The sequence below is a fragment of the Winogradskyella arenosi genome (assembly GCF_003337305.1).
Classification (GTDB): domain Bacteria; phylum Bacteroidota; class Bacteroidia; order Flavobacteriales; family Flavobacteriaceae; genus Winogradskyella; species Winogradskyella arenosi.
The window spans coordinates 13,459-16,697 of the sequence record NZ_QPJO01000007.1 but is presented as its reverse complement, the minus strand read 5'-3'; the positions used below and the strand labels follow the sequence as shown (position 1 = coordinate 16,697).

Sequence of the window (3,239 nt, the reverse complement as noted above, 5' to 3'; positions counted from 1 at the left end):
GCGGTTGATTAGTTTCAGCATCTCAATGTTTGCGCTTGGAGAACAGACTAACTAAAAGCTTTCACTTTGGTCTGTACGCACTAAAGTAGCTAACAACGTGTATAATTAATTGCTTTTTAAGTGCCTACTTGCGAAAATTCCTGCGGAATTTTCTCTGGTCCGTAAAAGTTTGTTAAATTAGCTACCAAACCACGCAACTAACCATACACAAACACGTTGCAACCCATTTAAAAAGTGAGAGGTAGTAATGAAATTAGTAGGTAGGAAAGGCTAAGACTGTAAGCTTTTAAAAATGTGGTGGAATGTCGGAATATGAATAAATTAGAAAATATGGATAAAGAAGAAAAAATAAAATACTTAGAAAATTTAAAAGGTAAAATAAGCAATCTGATACCAAGTCAATCAAACATAGATAAACTAGACAGTTTAGTTAATGAAGAGTTGCGTAGAGAATTGACATCTGTTAATCAAAAATAAAGTTTACATATTTAACTTAAACCAAACAATTAAAAAAGAGTTAAAAACTTTAATAAATAGTAGAAAAAATCCTAGAAACCGAATAGATGAATTGAAAGATGCGACATCTAACTTTAAACAAGATATTAATAGATATTTAGGGGATCTAAGGCAAGGTCAATGACTGTTCATTAAACAAAGGAGATCTAGCTTGATTAGTAATCAAATACTTAAATTGACATAATTTTTTGATCACTAGCCTATCGATATGTATGTGTTTTTCATTGTCTATATAAGATTCTATGTGACAAACACAAAATTGGTCGAAGTCAGATAAACTTACTCTGTACAAATGGTTACTTGATAAGTTAAAATCATAAACATATATATCCCTATTAGAAGAAACAAGATTACTGAGTTTAAAATTATTTTTAAGTAATTCTTTTTTTAATTTTGATTTTAGACTCGACATCAATATAAAAAAACGGATTTGCAACACCGTGTATAGATAATTTTGGCTTCGTGCCTTAACCTACCTACTGTTTCTAATTACATTGTGTAGTTTTTAATCCGATTGTTTTAGCTATTTTTAACCAAAACTATCCATACACAAACACGTTGTGAGCAAGCTGAAAAAATGAACTTTGTAAAAGACGACATACCTGAATGGATTAAACCATATGCTGAATTAGGACCAGGAATTGAGCTTGACCTGAAAATCAATGATGACATTTTTTTTTGGTATCTACAGGCTATGTGTAGTCCGCCAAATTTTGAAAAATATCTGATTTTACTACATCCTTTTTGGATAAACTATAAAGCAAAAGAACTAAATAAAACAGTTGATTTTTTAAGAGAAAAGGATGTCAAAGAAGAAGAATTTGAAAGATTAACTTACTCGGAATTCTTTAAAAATTATGACGAAAAATTTAATTTAGAAACAGCCAAAAAAGTAAAAGAAAAAATTGCGGATAAGTATTTAAGAAAAAACAATGATTGGCCGAAATATATTTGGTATCCAGCCGAGGGAGAAGCTGAATTATCTGACTTGGAATATATCACTCAATCATTGATTAAAAAATATGGAGACTTGGAATCTGACTTCTATTATACTTTAATGAAAACCAAAGAGATTAATGAGGACAAAATTTTGCGTGGAAATTTATCTGAATTACCAAAATTTTGGGACTTTGAACCCGAAATTAGAGATAGTCCAAGTGCAATCTATCCGACAAATGGAAATGATTGGTTTATAATTACGGATTACGACTGTCCAATGACATTTATTGGTGGAAAATCGGAATTGATTGACGAAATGCTAAAAAATAAACCAAAAGGAATTGACCTTTACGAAATAAAACCAAAATACGAACAGAAAAAAGCCAGCTCACAACAATGGCTATAAGTAATTGCTTGTTCTCGCCTACTTCTGAAAATCCTCGCGGATTTTCAGTTTGGTGTGTACTTGCTAAGTTAAGTGTTAAACCACGCAACTACTCATAGCCGAGACCGTTATGTGCAAGCTGAAAAAACCACTTCCATTTGAAAGAAGAAGTAAAATATAAACTTGATAGAATCTCAGATGTTTGGAATTACTTCATATGGAAATATGATTTTTGCAAACGAAAAATAAAGTTCACACCAGAAGTAAGAACCAACTATTTCGGAGACATATTGGGTTACTTCCAAGATACTTTTGATATTATATTTGACGAAAAAGAATCAAAATCATATTCTGACCGATTTGCTAATCAAATAAGCTTTTTACAAAGCATTTATGTACAACAAGATTTTATAGAGGAATTATTAATAATATTTAAATGTGGTATAGATAAAGGAGATTTAAAAAAAGATTCTAACTACTCTTTAAATCGTGACATTAGAAATGAACTTGTTGGTCATCCAATTAGAAAACAAAGCGGAAAATTCATTAGTTCTTGTCTATTTGGTTATAATGGAAATAATAATAAAATTGTCTATTTAAGATATCATAAAGACAATGATTATAAATTTGAATCGATGGAATATCTTGTGTCTGAAATAATTGAAAGACATAAAGATTTTCTAAATAAATATTTTGACAAAATACTCAATAAATTACAAGGAATATTATTGGATTTTACTAAAGAAATAGAAAATATAGAAAGTCTAATTGATAAAAAAAGTTTCGAAGAAATTTTAAAAATTCTCAATGTATTTTATGAATCTATTTTTGAATATGATTTCATTTATGACAAAGACTCTTTGTTAAAAGTATATGCTAAAAAAGACGAGCATAAAAGGTATCAAAATTTAATTGACAAATTCTATTACGATTTAAAAAGTAGTTTAAAAGAAAAAAAGGAATCTGCAATTGAACTTTTTGAGCCAAGAAAGGAAATTGAGCAAACAAAAATAGAATTGCCAATTTTTGATATAAAATTTGTAAACGAATCTAGTACAGAATCAACTGAAAAAGAAAGACCTATAACCTATCATTATGAACTTGGTAAAATTGCAACAAAACGTAACCCAATGGATTTTGATTTTTTTGGTGGTTGTTTAAAAAGAAAATGTTCTGACAATGAATTAGTTCTTAAAGAATTGGAGCATATGGAATTGAATATGTATGATGATATCGAATATTTTTCTGCTTATAGACTAATTTGTACTGAACTGAATGAAGACTAAAAGCCAGCACATAACACCGTATATAATTTATTGCTAGTTCTAGCCTACTTACGAAAATCCTCGCGGATTTTCTATTCGGTTTTTATTTGCTAACTTTAGTGCTTAAACCACGC

General features: G+C 29.2%; 3 protein-coding genes. All 3 read left to right on the top strand.

Annotated features, from left to right (window positions below):
* The first annotated feature begins 330 nt into the window (after positions 1–330).
* The 3 genes from DFQ08_RS16235 to DFQ08_RS15570 all read left to right on the top strand — a co-directional run bounded on the left by DFQ08_RS16235 (position 331) and on the right by DFQ08_RS15570 (position 3,126).
* On the top strand, positions 331–477 hold the full coding sequence (locus tag DFQ08_RS16235; RefSeq protein ID WP_181858422.1) for a hypothetical protein: 147 nt from the start codon (positions 331–333) through the stop codon (positions 475–477).
* Between the two features lie 616 nt (positions 478–1,093).
* The gene (locus tag DFQ08_RS16230) at positions 1,094–1,861 is read left to right on the top strand and encodes a hypothetical protein (RefSeq protein ID WP_181858421.1); all 768 of its coding nucleotides are present in this window, start codon (positions 1,094–1,096) and stop codon (positions 1,859–1,861) included.
* Between the two features lie 137 nt (positions 1,862–1,998).
* Complete coding sequence (locus DFQ08_RS15570; protein WP_114310974.1) at positions 1,999–3,126, top strand: hypothetical protein; 1,128 nt, start codon at positions 1,999–2,001, stop codon at positions 3,124–3,126.
* The last annotated feature ends 113 nt before the right edge of the window (positions 3,127–3,239 follow it).

Coding starts and splice junctions, on each gene's coding strand:
- DFQ08_RS16230 (WP_181858421.1), top strand. CDS start 1,094: ATGAACTTTGTAAAAGACGACATACCTGAATGGATTAAACCATATGCT.
- DFQ08_RS16235 (WP_181858422.1), top strand. CDS start 331: ATGGATAAAGAAGAAAAAATAAAATACTTAGAAAATTTAAAAGGTAAA.